Below are 16373 nucleotides of genomic sequence, written 5' to 3' on the forward strand. Positions count from 1 at the left end.
TTGCGCGGTGCAGCAACTGACGAGCAACCAACTGAAGGGACAGCCCAACGTGCCGAACCTGAAGAGTGTCACGGCGGTTCTGCCCGTCTCCGACCACGCCGCTGCCGTTGCCTGGTACAAGCAGTGGATCGGGCGCGGCCCCGACGTCGAGCCCCAGGAGGGCGTGGCGGAGTGGCAGATCGCGGAGAACGCCTGGATCCAGGTCTCGCTGGACCCGGAGACAACCGGCCGGACCAACATCGTCATCGGCGTGGACGACATCGACGCCCATGTCGCCAGCCTCGCGAGCGCGGGTGTGACCGCCGGTGAGATTCAGGACTTCGACTTCATCAAGCTGACCGAGATCGTCGACCCGGCCGGCAACAAGGTCAACTTCGTGTGGGAGAACCCGAAGTACGAGCCGCCGGCGGAGTAGGACCGCAGCACGACACCCGTCGACGGGTGTGGATGGCGGCCGGGCGTCGAGTCCGGCCGTTCGACCAGGTCGGGGCACCTGGAATCGATCGCGTCAAGGATCGGTTCCGGGTGCCCCGCGTCGCCTTCGGGGACCCGATCCCACCACTTGTGACGGGTCCGTGGGGTGTGTTGATGTGTCACGGGGCTGACCGTTGCCCCCTTGGATGGCAGGAGCCGACATGGCAGCAGAAACGTACGGAGAGGGCTACGCCGAACTCTTCGACTTCGTCTACGGCGCCGAGGCGCCCGACCCGATGGTGGCGACCCTCGCCGACCTGGCCGAGGGCGGCCCCGTCCTCGAACTGGGCGTCGGCACCGGTCGGGTCGCCATCCCCCTCGCCGCTCGCGGGCTCAGCGTGACCGGGGTGGACAGCTCGGCGGCGATGCTGAAGACCCTGGCCGGCAAGCCCGGCGGCGACATGGTGCAGACCGCGCTCAGCGAACTGCCGCAGATCGCGGCGGACGGGCGCTACCGGCTCGTCACGTGCCTCGACAACACCTTCCTGCTCCTGACCACACAGGATGCCCAGACGGAGTGTGTGCGCAACGCCGCCGAACTCCTCACCGACGACGGCGTGCTGGTGTTCGAGACCTTCGCCCGAGCACCCGGCGACTTCGGGGTGATGCCCGCGCACATGGGCGAGAACGCCACCGTGCTCTGGGCCTACCAGGTCGACCCGTTGTCGCAGCAGTTCCACATCCGCGAGATCATCTACGGCAAGGACCTGATGCACGTCGTGCCCTTCGACGGTCGCGGGGTCAGCCCGGCCGAGCTCGACCTGATGGCACGGCTGGCCGGGCTGCGGCTGCGTGAGCGCTGGTGCGACTGGGAGCGCAGCCCGGTCGAGTCGGACAGCCCGCTCGTCATCTCGGTCTTCGAGCGCGCCGACCGCTGAGCCGACCCCGCACGAGCGGGTGGCGGCTCACAGCCGGGACAGGACGGCTCTCAGCTCGTCGATCACACGGGCCTGGTCCGACGCCGCCAGCGTCGGATACATCGGCAACGAGAAGACCTCGTCGGCCAGCCGTTCGGTGACCGGCAGCGAGCCGACCCCCTGCCCCAGGTGCGCGAAGCCACTCATGGTGTGCACCGGCCACGGATAGCTGACGTTCAGCGTGATCCCGGCGTCCTTCATCTGTCGGATGATCTCGTCGCGGGCGGGGTGCCGCACGACGTACAGGTAGTAGACGTGCTCGTTGCCGGGCACCACGGTCGGTAGGCCGAGGTCCGTGTCGGCGAACGCCTCGGCGTAGGTGGCCGCGATCGCGCGCCGGGCCGAGACGTACTGCTCCAACCGCGCGAGCTTGCGGAGCAGGATCTCGGCCTGCACCTCGTCGAGGCGGGCGTTGAACCCGGGCGTCTCGACGACGTAGTAGCGCTCCGCCATGCCGTAGTACCGCAGCCTTCGCAGGGTCGCGTCCAGCTGGTCGTCGTCGACGACCACGGCGCCCCCGTCCCCGTAGGCACCGAGCACCTTGGTCGGATAGAACGAGAACGCCGCCGCGTCACCGAACGACCCGACGATCCGGCCGTCCTGACGGGCCCCGTGGGCCTGGGCGCAGTCCTCCAGGACGCTCAGCCCGAAGTCCTGGGCGACCTGGCGCACCGCCCGCATGTCGACCGCCTGCCCGTACAGGTGCACCGGGAGGATGCACCGCGTACGTTCGGTGACGGCGGCGGCCAGTTGTCCGACGTCCATCAGTTGCGTGTCGTGCCGTACGTCGACGAAGGTCGCAGTCGCACCGACGGCGTCGATCGCGACGACCGTGGGGGCGGCCGTGTTCGACACGGTGATCACCTCGTCGCCCGGCCCGACGCCGAGACCGCGCAGCGCCAGCACCAGCGCGTTCGTGCCGTTGTCGACGCCGACGCAGTGACTCCGCTGATGCTTCGCGGCGAACGCCGTCTCGAAGGACCGCACGCTCGCCCCGAGCACCAGTTGACCCGATCTGAACACCTTGTCGACAGCTTCGAGCAGCTCGTCGCGTTCCGCCTCGTACTCGGTGAGGTAGCTCCACACGTTGATGCTCATACCCGACAAGGCTAGTGCGGCGACCGGCCCAGGTGCGCGCTGACGGACACGCATCCGTAACGAATGTGCCCTGGTCGACGCTCTCCAGCGGTGAGGACAAGATTCGATCATGCCGTACGTCGGAACCGACGCGACGGCGTGGGAGAGGGGGTGCGGTGCGGGGCGAGTTGCAGCGCATAGTGGACGCGGTCGCCGCCCACGTCGGCCGTCCCGCACTGATCGAGGACCGGCGGCAACGCGTCGTCGTCTACAGCGAGCAGACCGGGCTGATGGACGAGGTCCGCCGGGCGTCGATCCTGCGGCGGCAGACCGCCCCGGAGGTCATCGCCTGGCTGCGCGGTCTCGGCATCGCCGACGCCCGCCTGGCGGTACGCACACCGGCCAGCCCGGAACTGGACCTGCTCCCCCGGCTCTGCGTGCCGGTGCGCCACCACGACCTGCTGCTCGGGTTCGTCTGGTTCATCGATCCCGACGGCACCATGACCGAGGTCGACCTGGCCGCCACCGGCCTGCTCAGGGAACTGTCGCTGGCGCTGTACCGGGAGAACCTGCTCGGTGAGCTGGCCGCGCAGAGCGAGACCGAGGCGGCCCGGACCCTGCTGGCCGACAGCCCCGGCAGCCGCGACCAGGCGGTGCGGGCGCTGCTGGAAGCCGGGATGATCCACGCCGACGGTCCCCGGACCGCCCTGGTCGCCCGGCTCGTCGCCCCCGAGGAGCGGCAGCCGGACGAGCGGGCCCGGATCGCGCTGGAACAGTCGCTGGTGGCCGCGCGACGCCGGGCCGGTACGCGGGAGGCGCTGCACCTGGTCCGGCACGACCACGGGGTGCTGCTGCTGCCCGCCGAACCCGCCGCCGGCCGGCCGACGCCGGAGGTGGCCGCCCGGCACCTCGACGACGACCTGCAGCAGGTGATCCGCAGTCTGGGTTCCGTGGAACGGACCGTGGTCGGGGTCGGCCGCACCCGGCCACGGTTGGCCGACGTCGTCGAGTCGTACGTGGAGGCGCTGCACGCCGCGCGGGTCGGCGCGCGACTGCCGGCGTTGGGCCGGGTCGTCGCCTGGTCCGGCCTGGGTGTCTTCCGGGTGCTGGCCCGGCTCGGCGAGCAACACCTCACGGTGGCCGACGTGCACCCGGGGCTGGCCCGGCTGGTGTCCACGCCGGGCCACCGCACGCTGCTGACCACTCTGGAGCGCTACCTGGACCGGGCCGGCAACGCCCACGCCACCGCCGCCGACCTGCGGCTGCACCGGACCACGCTCTACTACCGGTTGCAGCGGATCGAGGAGTTGGCCGGCACCGACCTCAAGGACGGCGGCGAGCGACTCTGCCTGCACCTGGCCCTCAAACTGGCCCGGTTGGCGGAGCGGCACAGCGGCGAGGAGTGACGGTCGACCGACCGGAGGTGACCTCGCCACGTGCCGTGGAGGTGGCCTCCGCTGCTCCGGTCAGCGCAACCGGCGGGCGGGGAACCGGGCCGGCGGGTCGGCGATCGCGTCCTGCGCGGCGACCAGTTGCAGTTCGCGGGTGCCCGCCGCCAGCGTCGCCTCCAGCACCGCGAAGATCGAGGCGGTGGTGCGTTCCAGCGCCGTCGCGGGCGACCCGGTGCTGCGCAGGTGCGCCAGGTACAGCGCGGCGGTGACGTCGCCACCGCCGTTCGGGCTGATCGGCAGCAGCGGCGTGGTCACCGCCCAGGCGCCCGCGTCGGAGACGGCCACCACCTCCAGGCTGTCGGGTGGCGCGTCACCGTGCAGCACGCTGGTGACCAGCACGTGTCGGGGGCCGGTGGCGCGTACCACGTCGACCGCCGCCAGCACCTCGTCGAGCGAGTCCGTCGACCGGCCGGCGAGGAACTCCAGCTCGAACTGGTTCGGGGTGACGATGTCGGCCCGGGGCACCACCACGTCGCGCAGGTACTCGGGAATGCCGGGCCGGACGAACATGCCCCGGCCGACGTCGCCCATCACCGGGTCGCAGCAGTAGACGGCCTCCGGGTTGGCGGTCTTGACCAGGGTCACCGCGTCGAGGATCACCGCGCCCATCGCCGGGTCGCCCTGGTAACCGGAGAGGATCGCGTCGGCGTCACCGAGCACCCCGCGATCGGCGATGCCGGCGATCACCTCGGCGACGTCGGCGGGCGCGAGCAACGGCCCCCGCCAGGCACCGTACCCGGTGTGGTTGGAGAAGTGCACGGTCAGGACCGGCCAGACCTCGTGCCCGAGCCGTTGCAGCGGGAACACGGCGGCCGAGTTGCCGACGTGGCCGTAGGCGACCGAGGACTGGATCGACAGGATCTTCACCCGTCCATCATCGCGCCTGCCGCTCCCCCGACGCCGCAGGGGTCACCCTTCGGCCAGGTCACGGCCGCGTTCCGGATGGGGGGCCACCGTGCGGCGGCCCCCCATCCGGCCGGTCCTACTCGAACAGGGACAGGGTCAGCGTCGAGGTGTACGCACCGGCGGCCACGTCGGCCGGGGTGCGCAGGAACAGGTCGGCGTCGACCGAGTACGCCCCACCGGCGACCGCACCCGAGTCGAACGTGGAGACCAGCAGCTCCTGGTCGACCAGACCCACGTTGTTGCCGGGCTGCGTCGGCTCGTCCAACACGGTGACGACCTCCTCGCCCTCGCTGACCAGACCGGTGTCGCCACCGTCGACCAGGCGCGGCTTCCAGCCCAGGTGCCCGGCACCGATCGGCTCCTGACCGTCGGCTCCGGTGAAGTCGGTGGCGCTACCGAGCACCGCCCACGCCGCACCCGAGGGCACCTCGTCGGCGGTCCGGGTGTCGGTCACCGTCACCGTCGGCAGACCACCCACGAACTGCCGCACCAGCAACGTCGACCCGTCCTCGGTCAACGCCACCGAGTCACCCGCGATCGACATCGCCAGCACACCCGGCTCCACGATCTCCTCGATCTCCACCGTGACCGTCACGTCACCGGTGTCACCCGGATCGGCCGAGGCGGGCGCAGCCGCCATCACCGACCCGACCAGCAGGGCCCCGGCAGCACCCGCCGCCAACAGCCGCCTGCGATTGTCCGTTCTCATCTGCATCTCCGTGTCGTTCGCGGTCACTGGGCTTGGCGAGGGTCGGCGGCACAGTTGACCGCAGCGTGGTCGGCGGTGACGACGGTGGTGACGCTCTCACCGTCGACCGTGCCGGTGGCCCGGACCGTCGCGCTGCCGGACGGCACCGATGCGGCACGGGTGGTGAACTGCTGGAACGCGCTCGCACCCGGCGCCACAGCGGACACCGACCGCTGCCCGTACGCACTCTCCAACACCACGTCCACCGCAGCGTCGTGGTCGTTACGCGCCTGCACCGCCACGTACGCCTTCCCGGCCACACACCGCGCCTGCACGGTGACCGTCACCGGCACCTCGGGTGCGGCGTTCGGATCGGTCAGCCGCTTGCGGTTGTAGTTGTCGTCCTGACCGTCGGGCTGGTAGCCGCGCTCCACGTTGCCCGCCGCGTCCACCGAGAACCAGTGCACGGTGGTGCCGACCGGAACGGTCAGCGTCTCGCCGCCCTCCCGGATGCCCCCCGAGCCGTAGAGCGTGGACTCGAACGTGGGCCGGCTGCCGTCGAGGGTGTAGAACACCGCCGCCGGTTCGCTGGTGGAGAACGTGACGTCGACCGAGCCCTCGGTGGCACTGGTGGCCACCTCGACGGAGCTGGTCGGCGCCGACTCGTCGGTGTCCAGGTCACGGGCGACCCGCAGCATCTCGACCAGGCCGTTGGAGAACTCCATCGTCTCCTCGCGGGCCGAGGTCCAGGTCGGCTGGAAGGAGGTGCCGACCTCGAAGTTCCAGGCGTAGATGCCGTACTTGTACCAGAGCATGTCACCGGAGTTGCCGGCCGCCGAGTAGAGCACGTCGGCGATCGGGCCGGTGCGGGCCGGGGTGACCGCCAGGTTGCGGTGCCGCTTGATGGCGGTCAGGATCCGCGACGACGCGCCCCAGAACAGCGACTCCTCGGCCAGGGTCGGCCGCGGGGCGGAGACCCGGCCCGGGGTGGCGTACGAGCCGGGCGACCACATGAAGTAGTTGCCCGAGGAGTGCAGGTTCATCGAGAACTTGACGTTCGGTCGGGAGGCCAGCCAGTCGACGTTGCGGCTCTCCGGCTCGGACAGCTCGTCGGGCCCGGCGTACGTGCCGCTGGTGCAGCTCGTCGACGCGCCCGAGTAGCCGTCGAAGAGGCTGTACTCGGTGTAGTTGCGGTTGTTGTCCACACCCCAGGACGTCCGGCCGAGGAAGTCCCCGGAGGTCTCCGGCGTGCAGTGGTTGGTCATGTTCTTGCGCTGCGAGTTGAAGTCGTAGAACGAGTAGTGCCCGCCGTCCGGGTTGATCGACGGCGCGATCCAGATGTCGAGGTTGTCGACCAGCTCGCGGGTGTTCGCGTCGTGCGCGTAGTTGCGCAGCAGGCGCTCGGCGGTCTCGATGGTCACCAGCGGGGGCACCCACTCCCGCGCGTGTTCCTGCGCGTAGGCGAGCACACCCATCTTGGAGCCGTCGCGGTGCTTGCCGATGCGGATGGCGTACACCGTGTGGGGGTCGCGGGAGACCGTCGTCGGCGCGGACAGGCCGTCGGAGAGCGCGGTCGGCGCGGCCGGCGCCACCACGCCCGTGCCCGCGTTGCCGCGATACGTGTACGCGCTGACCAGCGTGCCCGCCTGGGCGTTGAGCGCGGCGGCCACCTCGGCGGCGGTGCTGGTGACCGTGCCGGCGGCGTCCGTGGCGAGGCCGACGCGGACCTGGTTGCCGGTGACGGTCACCGTCAAAGACGCGCTCGCGGTGCCGGGGTTGGCCAGCTCCACGGTGATGTCGTTGCCGCCCTGGTGTCCCCAGGCAAGCGAGTCGACTCCGACGCGGCTGGCGTTGACGGTGCCGAGCACGGCCTGTGCCTTGCGCCGGTAGCCGTTGGTCTTGTGCGGCAACTCGACGATCTCGGAGATCTCCGGGTACTGCGCGGACATCGCCTTGACCCGGTCGTAGAGCTCGGTGGGAGTCAGGTAGCTGGTGACGAAGTCCTTCTGGTAGCCGGGCCCCTCCGGGTCGGTGTCCGGGATGGGCAACCACTCGTGCACCTTGGCGACCGCCACGTCACCGGTCGGGCTGGTGATCCGTACGTAGTCCGGGCGGCTGGTCACCTGCGCCGCACCCCGGTGGTAGAGGTACACCCCGGCGTCGACGAACCGGGTGATGTTCTGCGTGCCGCCGGAGCCGAACTCGGTGCCCGGCCCGCTGTCCCGCTCGACGGTCAACGCGGTGGCGGCGGTCTGTCCCTGTGCCCACTTCGCCTCCACCGACAGCACCTGGGTGTCGCCCGAAGTGTAGTAGTCGGCGCGAATGATCTTGACATCCGAGGCGGCGGACCGCGCGGCGACGGCAGCTCCGGAGAACTCCCGGTTGTCGGCCAGGTGGGCGGCGATGGTCGCCTCCCGCTCGGCGATCCGGTCCTGCGCGTCCTCTTCGGTGTGCAGCACCTTGCCGAAGGTGAAACCGGCTCGGGTCAGCGTGGCGACCTCGTTGCCGGTCACCACGGCGTGCACCACGATGCCGTCGGCGGTGTGGTGGACGTGGTGGTCGAGGTCGACGCCGGTGGCCACCAGCGCGTCCAGTTCGGTGGTGTCGGCCACCACCACCTCGATCACGCTGGTCTGCTCGTCGGCCAGTCGGCCGAGGTCGGCGGGGGTGTCGGCGCCCGGCGCGGCGGTCTGCGGCACCACGGCCGAGGCCGGACTGACCAGCAGCAGCACGGCCGTGCCGGCGGCCAACGCGGCGGAGAAGGGTATCCGGCGTCGCCACCGGGAACGGGTACGGAGTTCCGACATGAGGCTCGTGGCCCCTTCTCGGCGTGCGGTGGGGGTGTGGGGGTTCGCACCTCGTCCCGGCTGCCTCAGCTCCCGCGACAGCCACGGCCAGGTGCGTCCGACATGGACACCGCCCGCATCACCGATTACGCAGTGTCACACGTCGAGAGGTAGGAGTGATCAGGTTGCGGACCACTCTCACCTGACGAAGGTCATCTGTCAATCGTCCCGAAGCATGGACAGCCAGCGTGCGGCACCCGGGCTGAGCACGGACGCCGCGTCCGACCCAGCGTCGTGGCGGGGGTCGAACGCGGCGCCGTGCGCGGCTCGCGGGTTACGGAAGGCGGTAGCCGAGGCTGTACGAGACCAACGTGTCGCACGTCTCCGGGGTGTCGCTCGGTCCGCAGTGGTCGCGGGTCGCCACCACCGTGAAGCTGCCGGTCACCCCGGTGAGCTTGCCGTAGCCGGTGCCCGGCGTGATGTCGAACTGCATCGTGAAGGTGCCGTCGGCGCTCTGCTTGCCGTGGGACTTGAAGAGGAACCCGCCCTCCAGGCCGTCCAGGGTGCCCGCGAAGCCGCCGGCACTGTCGATGGTGCCGTAGCCCGCCGGTTCCAGGATCTGGAACTCGACGTCCTCGGTCTCACCCACGAGTCCGCCCAGGTACTGCATGCCGTACCGGACCTGCCACACCGAATGGCCGGCTGGTGTGCTTGCGGCCTGCTCGAAGGCGAAGTGGCGCGGATACATGTCACCGGTCACCACCTTGTACACACCGGGTGTGCCCGGCGAGACGGTGGGCAGCGGTCGGACGATGCGGTCGCTGGCCGCAGCACGCGCCGATGTCGACGGCGTGGTGTCCGACCGATCGGGTGTGGCGCCGGCTCCGGCAAAGCGCGACTGCAACGCGGGCGGCACCGCCGACATGCCCGAGTCGATCGTGGTGGCGGTCCTGGCGGTCGGGGTGGCAGCCTGCGGAACGATGGCGGCGGCGGGGCTGACCAGCAGCACTGCCGCGCCAGCTGCCAACACGGAGGAGACGGCGATCCGGCGTCGCCACGGGGAACGGGTACGGAACTCGGACATGAGGCTCGTGGCCCCTTCTCGGCGCGCGGAGGTGATGGGTGGGCGTCGCCCCGCGCCTCGGCTCGCCGGCGGCGGGCAGCACGGAGCGTCCGGAGTGGACGCCGCCCGCGTCACCGATTGCGCAGCGTCACACCTCGGATGTGGAGGGTTAACGATTGCGCACAACTTTCACGCAACAAGCAACCACTGTCAATAATCCCGTGGCGGGAATCTGCCACGCTCGCCTCAACCGCCGACCTGCGGGCAGGCGTTTGACCTGGGCACAGAGTGGAGAACAGGAACGGAGAGCTCGACAACGAGGGGGGACAACGCGTGTCCGAATACACCACCGACCGGCCAGATACAACCCACGAGCGCCCCGAAACCGTCACAGATCCGCTGCTGTGGCGACTCGCCCTACACGTCGCCGACGCGCACGCACCGGCCGAGGACGGCGACTGCGCGCACCTGCTCTGCGCCGGCCAGGAGTGGCCGTGTGCGCCGTGGCAGCAGGCCCAACGCGCACTCGTCCTGGCGCAGGGCGGCACGGGGCAGACGGCACCGGCGCGACAGCGCGGATGGACGACGCAGGCGGCACTGCCGAGCCGGGCTGCGGAACGCGCGCGCCGCGATTCCGCCGCCGCCTGAGCAGCGGGTCGGCCCGTCCTCGCCAGCGATCCGCCGCAGCACTGTCAAGGTAGCGTTGACACATGCTGGATCCGCTCGGTGACCTCGCCGGCATCCCGGCGGCCCGCGACCGGCTCGACGAGGCGGAGCTGGATCTCATCGACCGCGCCCGGCAGGCCGGCGCGGCCTGGCAGCAGATCGCCGAGGCGCTCGGACTCGGCAGCCGGCAGGCCGCCGAGCAGCGTCGCCAGCGACTGCTCGCCCGCCGCCGGGCGCGGCGAGCCGAGTCCGACCGGCACTGGCCGCACGAGGTAACCGCGCTCCGCGCCCTGCTCGGCGGGTTGCAGCGCTGGATTGCGACGGATCGCCGCTGGGACGGCCGTTTCCCCGGGGCCGCACTGACCCGACACACCACGGCACTGGCGCTGGAGGCCGCACCCGGCGCGCTGTACGACCTCGCCGGGCACGTCGCCGCCGATCTGCACCGCGCCGGCCACCGGCTGCCGAGCCCGGTACGCACCATCGCCCGGCACCTCGACGCCGCGCTGTCAACACATCGTTGACGCGACTCCGCGATATTGCCTCTGGCCAACTCAAGGGTTGAGGCTGTGAGTCACCTCGACTCAACCCTGGAGCGGCATGTGCGGCGCAACGCGATCCTGTTCGTGACGATCTCTGTGCTCTCCGGGTGCGGCGGCAGCGCCATGGCCCTGGTCTCCGGCATCTGGATCCTCGACCTGACCCGGTCCAGTAGCCTCGCCGCCCTCGCCGGGCTCTGCGTGTACGCCCCCACCCTCGCCGGCCCCTGGTGCGGTGCCCTGGTCGACCGGCTGCCCCGACGGCCGCTCGTCATCGGGGTCAACCTGACCCTGGCCGCCGTCCTGCCGACCCTGCTGGCCGTCCGCGGACCCGGTCAGGTGTGGCTCCTGTTCGGTGTCTCCACGGTGTACGGCGTCGCGTACGTGCTGATCGACGCCAGCGAGAGCGCCCTGCTCCCCGCCGCGCTGTCACCGGACGAACTCGGCCACGTCAACGGTTGGCGGTCCAGCGCCCAGGAGGGTGTCAAACTCGTCGCTCCGCTGGCCGGCGCCGGACTGTACGCGTGGCAGGGCGGTCACCTCGTCGCGTTGCTCGCCGCCGCGCTGCCCGCCCTGGCCGCCGCCCTGTACGCACTGCTCCGACTGCGGCACCCGGCACGGACCGTCGCGTCCCGGCCCACCGGTGTCCGTGCGGGCCTCGCCGTCGTGTGGGCGTCACCGCTGACGCGGCTGCCGGTGATCCTCGCGGGCGTGGCGATCGCCGCGTCCGGGTTCACCACCGCCGCCGGGTACGCCGTCGTCACCGACGAGTTGGGCCTGCCCGCGACGTTCCTCGGGGTGCTGCTCAGCGCGCAGGGCCTCGGCTCGGTCGCCGGCGGGTTGGTCGCCGGTCGGCTTATCGCCCGGTTCGGACCGACCACCGTGGCCGCCCTCGGCACGGCAGTGTTCGCGGTGAGTTGCCTGGGCCGGTGCCTGCCCTGGTGGCCGGCGGTGGTCGCCGCCTCGGTGGTGGCCGGTGCCGGCCTGCCGTGGGCTGTCGTCGCCGCCGTCACCGCCGTGCAGACGCACAGCCCCGACGAGCTGCTGGGCCGAGCCGCCGCGACCGCCAACACGATCATGTTCGGACCGATCGCGGCGGCGATCCCGCTCGGCTCCGCCGCCGTCCTGCTGGGCGGTCGGCCACCGCTCGTTCTCGCCGCCACCGTCTGCCTCGTCGCCGCCGCCGGGGTGTGGCACCGGCGCCACCTCACTGTGGCGCGGCCTCCGGCTCCTCGTCGGGGCAGCAGACGGTCAGTGCGGCGGGTACGGCCCTGACCTTGAGACGCTTCGTCCGCGACCGGGCGCCACCGTCCATCTCGTACGTCTTCGGCTCGGCGAAGCGGACCCTGACCTTGCGACCCCGGGTGATCCGGACGAACTTCGAGTCCTCGGACCGGCCGGTGGCCATCTTGCCGAGCGTGCGCGCCCAGTCCACGGCACCACCGGCGGTGGAGACACCGATCTCCAACGAGCCGCTGTCGGGGCGGGCGTCGTCGAAGGCGGGTATGCCACCGGTGATGGTGCCGACGTTGCCGAACAGCACGCAGCTCGCGTCCCCCTCGAACCACAGGTCCCCGTCGACGGTGATCCGGGTCCGGGTCAGTTCCCCACGGACGTGACGCAGGCCCGTCCACACGTACGCGAGCCGGCCGAGGCGACCCTTCATATCCCGGTCCGCCTCCCGGATCAGGTCACCGTCGAACCCGGCGCCGGCCATCACCGCGAAGTGTTCCCCGTTGAGCCGTCCCAGGTCGAGGCGGCAGCGTCGACCGTGCAGGCCGATCCGTACCGCCTCCGGCAGGTCCTCCGGGATGCCGAGATTGCCGGCGAAGAGATTGGCGGTGCCGGCCGGCACGATGGCCATCGGGGTCTGCGTGCCGGCGAGGGAATCGGCGCAGCGCTGCACCATACCGTCGCCGCCCCAGACGAAGACCAGCTCGGCACCCTCGTCGAGGGCCTTGCGGACCTTCTTCGGGGCCTTGCGGCTCTTGGGCACCTCATACCAGAGCAGGTCCCGCACTCCCGCGCCGACCAGCGCGGCGCGCAACTCGTCGAGGCCGCCGCCCAGCGTCTTCTTCCGATGCGCCACCACCGCCACCGTGCCGACCGCCAGGTCGGGCGCCGGCGGCCGGTCCGGGTCCACCACCACACTCGCGCTCATGGCCGGCGCAATACCCCGCCGCCCGAGAATCCACGCCTGGCCCGACTCTCCGCCGTCGTGTCCCGTCCCGGTGCCGGGCCGCCGCACGTGGTGCACGGACTTGCGTCTCAAGCCGCTTGAGATCGCATAGTGGGTGTCGTGGACCTGAACGAGCTTTACGCCATCGGGGATGTCGCCCGACGTACCGGCCTGAGTGTCAGCGCCGTCCGCTACTACGCGGACGCCGGTGTCGTCACGCCGTCCGCCAGCACTCCCGCCGGCCACCGCCTGTACGACGTGTCGGCGATCGCCCGGCTGGAACTGGTCCGCACCCTGCGGGAACTCGGCGCCGGCCTGGACGAGATCCGACGCGTGCTGGTCGGCGAGGCGACGCTGCGCGAGGTGGCCGCCACCCACCTGGCCCTGCTGGCACGGCAGGAGGCACGGCTGCGGAGCCGTCGCGCGGTGCTGTCGACCATCCTGCGGCAGGACTCCACGGCCGAGCAGGTCACGTTGATGCACAAACTCGCCGGCATGTCGGACGAGGAGCGCGACCGGCTGATCGACGAGTTCTGGACCGAGGTCTCCACCGGCTGGGAGCCGCCGGAGCGGATGGTCGCGTGGTGGCGCGCGGCCCGGCCGGAGCTGCCCGAGCAGCCCACCGCGGCCCAGTTGGAGGCATGGATCGCGCTGGCCGAGATGGTCCGCGACCCGGAGGTGCGGCAGTCCGTACGTCGTGAGCTGCACGAGGCGTGCACCACCGGGGCCGGGCCGCTGATGGCCTCGTCGCCGATGTTGGACAGCCTGGAGGCGGCCACGCCGATCGGCCAGGCGGCGATCGACGCGGCGCGGGACGGGGTGCCGCCGGACTCACCGCAGGGCAGGGAGATCGCCGACCGGTGGATGGGGTGGCTGACCGGCATCTTCGCGACACCGGACAGCCCGGGGATGCCGGACACGCCCGAGTTCCGCCTCCAGACGGCCGACCACATGCTGGCCGGCGCGGAGTGGGACCGCACGCCGCCGGACCCGGAGGGACCACTGGACCGGTACATGGCGCTGGTCAATGCCGTGAACGACGTACCGCCGGAGCAGTTCCCGTACGAGTGGCTGGCCGAGGCGCTGCGCGCGTCCGTCCCGTCGGCTCGCTGAGCCACCCGCCACGATCTCGCTCGCGACCGCACGCGGCGCGACACCGCACGGACCGGGACCTGACGGACGGGAACGCGGGCACGCGCCCGGAGTGGCGCGGCCCGCGTTCCGTGTCCGACCTACAGCGTGCGGGCGAGGCGGTCGGCGAGGATCCGGGCGAACCGGGACGGGTCCGCCAGGTCGCCGCCCTCGGCGAGCAGGGCGGTGCCGTACAGCAGCTCGGCGGTCTCGGCCAGGGACGTCTCGGCGTCGCCCTGCTCGTGAGCCTTGCGAAGGCCGGAGACGAGCGGGTGGCCCGGGTTCAGTTCCAGGATGCGCTTGACCTTCGGCACCTCGTGGCCCATCGCCCGGTACATCTTCTCCAGCGTCGGCGTGAGGTCCTGGGCGTCGCCGACCACGCAGGCCGGTGAGGTGGTCAGCCGCGAGGAGAGACGGACCTCCTTCACCGACTCGGTCAGCACCCCGCCCATCCAGTCGAGCAGTGCGGCGTACTCGGTGCGCTGCCGCTCCCGCTCGGCCTCGGCCTCGGTGCGCTCCTCCTCGGTGTCCAGGTCGACCTGGCCCTTGGCGACCGAACGCAGCGTCCTACCGTCGTAGCTGCCGACCCTCTCCACCCAGACCTCGTCGACCGGGTCGGTGAGCAGCAGGACCTCGTAGCCCTTGGCCCGGAACGCCTCCATGTGCGGGGAGTTCTCGATGGTGGCCCGGTGCTCGCCGGTGGCGTAGTAGATGTCGGTCTGGCCGTCCTTCATCCGGCTCACGTAGCCGGCCAGGTCGGTCTGCTCCTGCGGGTCGTTGGTGGACGCGACCGAGAGGATCTCCAGCAGGGTGTCCCGGTTGTCGGTGTCGTCGACCAGCCCCTCCTTGACCGCGGCGCCGAACTCCGTCCAGAAGGTGCGGTACCGCTCGGGCTGCCCGGTCTTGAGGTCCTTGACGGTGGAGAGCACCTTCTTGACCAGGCGACGGCGCACCGCGCGGATCTGGCGGTCCTGCTGGAGGATCTCCCGGGAGATGTTCAGGCTCAGGTCGTGCGCGTCCACCACGCCCTTGACGAAGCGCAGGTAGTTGGGCATGAGCGCGTCGCAGTCGTCCATGATGAAGACGCGCTTGACATAGAGCTGGACGCCCCGACGGCCCTGCGCGGCGAAGAGGTCCAGCGGCGCGTGCGACGGGATGAACAGCAGCGCGTCGTACTCGAAGGTGCCCTCGCCCCGCATGTGGATGGTCTCGAGGGGATCCGCCCAGTCGTGGCCGACGTGCTTGTAGAACTCGTGGTACTCGGCCGGCTCGACCTCGTTACGCGGGCGGGCCCACAGCGCCTTCATCGAGTTGAGCGTGACGGTCTCGGTGGTGGCGGGGGCGTCGTCCGCCCCGGGCCGCTCGACGGTCGTCCGGATCGGGTGGGCGATGAAGTCGGAGTATCGCTTGACGATCTCGCGGATGGTCCACTCGGCGGTGTAGTCGTGCAGGTTGTCCTCGGTGTCGACGGGCTTGAGGTGCAGCGTCACCGCGGTGCCCTGGGGCGCGTCGTCGAGCGCCGCGACGGTGTACGTGCCACCGCCGTCGGACTCCCACCGGGTGCCGCCGCTCTCGCCGGCCCGCCGGGTGACCAGCTCGACCTTCTCGGCGACCATGAAGGCGGCGTAGAAGCCGACGCCGAACTGGCCGATCAGGTCCTGCGACGCCCCGGCGTCCTTGCTCTCCCGCATCTGGCGCAGCAGCTCGGCGGTGCCGGACTTGGCGATCGTCCCGATGACGGAGACGACCTCGTCGCGGGTCATGCCGATGCCGTTGTCGCGGACGGTGAGGGTGCGGGCGTCCCGATCGACGTCGAGGGCGATGTGCAGGTCACTGGTGTCGACGTCGAGGTCCTTGTCGACCATCGACGCCAGGCGCAGTTTGTCCAGCGCGTCCGAGGCGTTGGAGATCAACTCGCGCAGGAACACGTCCTTGTTCGAGTAGATCGAGTGGACCATCAACTGGAGCAGTTGACGCGCCTCGGCCTGAAACTCCAAGGTCTCGGTCCGGTCGTTCACGCCGTGTCCTCTCTCGGTCGTACGCATGACGGGTCGCACAAAGGATACGAGCCGTCATGACGTACGTGCGTCCGGTGGTCACCCGAACCGCCGAACGCCGTCGGCCCGCCCCGGGAACACCCCGGGACGGGCCGACGAGCGGAGGATGATCAGCGTCGGCGGCTGTACACCCCGGCCACGATCGACACGCCGACCGCGGCGAAGGCCACCTGGATGAACAGCTCGATCCAGTCGATGCCGGCGGTGTCGTCCACGCCCAGCAGTCCGGCCACCAGCGTGCCGAGGATCGCGGCCACGATACCGATCAGAATCGTCAACAGGATGGGGATCCGCTGCCGGCCCGGCACCACGAGCCGGCCGAGCGCGCCGATGACGAGACCGATGATGATGGCCATGAAGAAGCCGGTGATTTCCACGAGAGCCGTCCCTTCGCGCTTTTGGTGTGACGACGTGGTGCCCCTCCCGCCGTAGTGGCCAA

At 71.0% G+C, this 16373-nt stretch carries 15 protein-coding genes; 7 read left to right on the plus strand and 8 right to left on the minus strand.

Going from position 1 to position 16373, the window contains the following annotated elements; translation table 11 throughout:
- Window positions 1–7: 7 nt before the first annotated feature.
- Window positions 8–415 (plus strand): VOC family protein, encoded by a 408-nt coding sequence (locus ACFYTT_RS05905; RefSeq protein ID WP_201272308.1) that lies wholly within the window; start codon window positions 8–10, stop codon window positions 413–415.
- A 220-nt stretch (window positions 416–635) separates the two neighbouring features.
- A complete protein-coding gene (locus ACFYTT_RS05910) occupies window positions 636–1352 on the plus strand; it encodes a class I SAM-dependent methyltransferase (RefSeq protein ID WP_176094228.1) in 717 nt (238 codons plus the stop codon).
- A gap of 27 nt (window positions 1353–1379) precedes the next feature.
- Here the strand turns inward: ACFYTT_RS05910 and ACFYTT_RS05915 are convergent, their stop codons facing one another.
- Window positions 1380–2489 carry a DegT/DnrJ/EryC1/StrS family aminotransferase gene (locus ACFYTT_RS05915; RefSeq protein ID WP_387257915.1) on the minus strand — a complete coding sequence of 370 codons (1110 nt, stop codon included), beginning with the start codon at window positions 2487–2489 and terminating at the stop codon, window positions 1380–1382.
- Window positions 2490–2644: 155 nt separating this feature from the next.
- Here ACFYTT_RS05915 and ACFYTT_RS05920 point away from each other — a divergent pair, with 155 nt between their 5' ends.
- A complete protein-coding gene (locus tag ACFYTT_RS05920) occupies window positions 2645–3874 on the plus strand; it encodes a PucR family transcriptional regulator (protein WP_387257916.1) in 1230 nt (409 codons plus the stop codon).
- A gap of 60 nt (window positions 3875–3934) precedes the next feature.
- Here the strand turns inward: ACFYTT_RS05920 and pdxY are convergent, their stop codons facing one another.
- The 4 genes from pdxY to ACFYTT_RS05940 all read right to left on the minus strand — a co-directional run bounded on the left by pdxY (window position 3935) and on the right by ACFYTT_RS05940 (window position 9383).
- A complete protein-coding gene (gene pdxY, locus ACFYTT_RS05925; protein WP_387257917.1) occupies window positions 3935–4786 on the minus strand; it encodes a pyridoxal kinase PdxY in 852 nt (283 codons plus the stop codon).
- Between the two features lie 115 nt (window positions 4787–4901).
- On the minus strand, window positions 4902–5534 hold the full coding sequence (locus ACFYTT_RS05930; protein WP_387257918.1) for a hypothetical protein: 633 nt from the start codon (window positions 5532–5534) through the stop codon (window positions 4902–4904).
- Between the two features lie 23 nt (window positions 5535–5557).
- Window positions 5558–8320, minus strand: coding sequence for a M14 family metallopeptidase (locus ACFYTT_RS05935; protein WP_387257919.1), 2763 nt, complete (start codon window positions 8318–8320; stop codon window positions 5558–5560).
- 313 nt (window positions 8321–8633) lie between these two features.
- Window positions 8634–9383 carry a DUF3224 domain-containing protein gene (locus ACFYTT_RS05940; RefSeq protein WP_387257920.1) on the minus strand — a complete coding sequence of 250 codons (750 nt, stop codon included), beginning with the start codon at window positions 9381–9383 and terminating at the stop codon, window positions 8634–8636.
- A gap of 312 nt (window positions 9384–9695) precedes the next feature.
- Here ACFYTT_RS05940 and ACFYTT_RS05945 point away from each other — a divergent pair, with 312 nt between their 5' ends.
- The 3 genes from ACFYTT_RS05945 (at window position 9696) to ACFYTT_RS05955 (ending at window position 11842) form a co-directional block, all read left to right on the plus strand.
- Window positions 9696–10010, plus strand: coding sequence for a hypothetical protein (locus tag ACFYTT_RS05945; protein WP_387257921.1), 315 nt, complete (start codon window positions 9696–9698; stop codon window positions 10008–10010).
- 62 nt (window positions 10011–10072) lie between these two features.
- Window positions 10073–10552 carry a hypothetical protein gene (locus ACFYTT_RS05950; protein ID WP_387257922.1) on the plus strand — a complete coding sequence of 160 codons (480 nt, stop codon included), beginning with the start codon at window positions 10073–10075 and terminating at the stop codon, window positions 10550–10552.
- Between the two features lie 78 nt (window positions 10553–10630).
- Window positions 10631–11842, plus strand: coding sequence for an MFS transporter (locus ACFYTT_RS05955; RefSeq protein WP_387257974.1), 1212 nt, complete (start codon window positions 10631–10633; stop codon window positions 11840–11842).
- Here ACFYTT_RS05955 and ACFYTT_RS05960 read toward each other — a convergent pair.
- Window positions 11775–12728, minus strand: coding sequence for a diacylglycerol/lipid kinase family protein (locus ACFYTT_RS05960; RefSeq protein WP_387257923.1), 954 nt, complete (start codon window positions 12726–12728; stop codon window positions 11775–11777). The two genes, ACFYTT_RS05955 and ACFYTT_RS05960, sit on opposite strands and share 68 nt — an antisense overlap.
- A 138-nt stretch (window positions 12729–12866) precedes the next feature.
- Here ACFYTT_RS05960 and ACFYTT_RS05965 point away from each other — a divergent pair, with 138 nt between their 5' ends.
- Window positions 12867–13859, plus strand: a complete 993-nt coding sequence (locus ACFYTT_RS05965) for a MerR family transcriptional regulator (protein WP_387257924.1) — start codon at window positions 12867–12869, stop codon at window positions 13857–13859.
- Between the two features lie 119 nt (window positions 13860–13978).
- Here ACFYTT_RS05965 and htpG read toward each other — a convergent pair whose 3' ends face one another.
- Both htpG and ACFYTT_RS05975 read right to left on the minus strand, forming a co-directional pair.
- On the minus strand, window positions 13979–15895 hold the full coding sequence (gene htpG, locus ACFYTT_RS05970; protein WP_387257925.1) for a molecular chaperone HtpG: 1917 nt from the start codon (window positions 15893–15895) through the stop codon (window positions 13979–13981).
- A gap of 149 nt (window positions 15896–16044) precedes the next feature.
- Window positions 16045–16311: a GlsB/YeaQ/YmgE family stress response membrane protein gene (locus tag ACFYTT_RS05975; protein ID WP_131053483.1), complete on the minus strand. Its 267-nt coding sequence runs from the start codon at window positions 16309–16311 to the stop codon at window positions 16045–16047.
- Between the last annotated feature and the right edge of the window lie 62 nt (window positions 16312–16373).

Origin of the sequence: Micromonospora sp. NPDC003816 (genome assembly GCF_042874705.1) — a bacterium.
Taxonomy (GTDB): domain Bacteria; phylum Actinomycetota; class Actinomycetes; order Mycobacteriales; family Micromonosporaceae; genus Micromonospora.

Excerpts from the sequence above, each read along its gene's own strand:
- ACFYTT_RS05910 (WP_176094228.1), top strand. The coding sequence starts at position 636 with ATGGCAGCAGAAACGTACGGAGAGGGCTACGCCGAACTCTTCGACTTC.
- ACFYTT_RS05915 (WP_387257915.1), bottom strand. The coding sequence starts at position 2,489 with ATGAGCATCAACGTGTGGAGCTACCTCACCGAGTACGAGGCGGAACGC.
- ACFYTT_RS05930 (WP_387257918.1), bottom strand. The coding sequence starts at position 5,534 with ATGAGAACGGACAATCGCAGGCGGCTGTTGGCGGCGGGTGCTGCCGGG.
- ACFYTT_RS05935 (WP_387257919.1), bottom strand. The coding sequence starts at position 8,320 with ATGTCGGAACTCCGTACCCGTTCCCGGTGGCGACGCCGGATACCCTTC.
- ACFYTT_RS05940 (WP_387257920.1), bottom strand. The coding sequence starts at position 9,383 with ATGTCCGAGTTCCGTACCCGTTCCCCGTGGCGACGCCGGATCGCCGTC.
- ACFYTT_RS05950 (WP_387257922.1), top strand. The coding sequence starts at position 10,073 with ATGCTGGATCCGCTCGGTGACCTCGCCGGCATCCCGGCGGCCCGCGAC.
- ACFYTT_RS05960 (WP_387257923.1), bottom strand. The coding sequence starts at position 12,728 with ATGAGCGCGAGTGTGGTGGTGGACCCGGACCGGCCGCCGGCGCCCGAC.